The sequence below is a fragment of the Massilia sp. CT11-108 genome (assembly GCF_047302915.1).
Lineage (GTDB): Bacteria > Pseudomonadota > Gammaproteobacteria > Burkholderiales > Burkholderiaceae_D > Telluria > Telluria orientalis.
The window spans coordinates 1-301 of the sequence record NZ_JBKYMO010001431.1 but is presented as its reverse complement, the minus strand read 5'-3'; the positions used below and the strand labels follow the sequence as shown (position 1 = coordinate 301).

The following is a 301-nucleotide window of genomic DNA, read 5'->3' as shown; positions in this document are numbered from 1 at the left end:
ATGCTGCGCCTGGCCGGCTGGCGCGCCACGGCTGGCGCAGCATGAAAGGATAGTCATCATGGACATTCGAAACACGACGGACCGCGATCCCCTGCTCGACGCCCTGCGCGCGGAGGTGGGACGGCTGGACGCCCCGCGCGGCGTCGAGAAGGAATTGCTGCAGGCGTTCGCGAAACTGCACCCGCCGAAGCGCCGCTGGTATCACAGGCTGGCCGTGCGTCCCTTGGCGCTGGCCGGGGGCGTCGTGGCCGGGGCGTTCGTGCTGGCGTTCGCCGTGCGCGCGCCGCACCCGGTCGAGGAC

Annotated in this window: 1 pseudogene; it reads left to right on the top strand. The window is 71.4% G+C overall.

Going from position 1 to position 301, the window contains the following annotated elements:
- Positions 1-58 precede the first annotated feature (58 nt).
- Positions 59-301, top strand: a pseudogene (locus tag ACEN88_RS35135) (hypothetical protein); the annotation flags it as partial.